This window comes from Sphingobacterium gobiense (assembly GCF_002980575.1).
In the GTDB taxonomy this organism is placed as follows: domain Bacteria; phylum Bacteroidota; class Bacteroidia; order Sphingobacteriales; family Sphingobacteriaceae; genus Sphingobacterium; species Sphingobacterium gobiense.
On record NZ_PVBS01000027.1, the window covers coordinates 1 to 250 of the forward strand.

At 46.8% G+C, this 250-nt stretch carries 2 tRNA genes; both read left to right on the forward strand.

Annotation, left to right across the window (positions count from 1 at the left end):
- Positions 1 to 11 precede the first annotated feature (11 nt).
- A tRNA-Ile gene (locus C5749_RS19450) sits at positions 12 to 88 on the forward strand.
- 35 nt (positions 89 to 123) lie between these two features.
- Positions 124 to 197, forward strand: a tRNA-Ala gene (locus tag C5749_RS19455).
- The last annotated feature ends 53 nt before the right edge of the window (positions 198 to 250 follow it).

Consider the following 250-nt stretch of genomic DNA (forward strand, 5'->3'; position numbering starts at 1 on the left):
CGGGGCTAAAGAGTCCCGTAGCTCAGTTGGTTAGAGCACTACACTGATAATGTAGGGGTCAGCAGTTCAAATCTGCTCGGGACTACCATTGATAGTTATACATGATGATCTATAACTGAAACAGGGGAATTAGCTCAGCTGGCTAGAGCACCTGCCTTGCACGCAGGGGGTCAACGGTTCGAATCCGTTATTCTCCACTTTCGTTCCCCTATTTAGGGGGATGTAACGTTCTTTGACATATTGGGAAAAA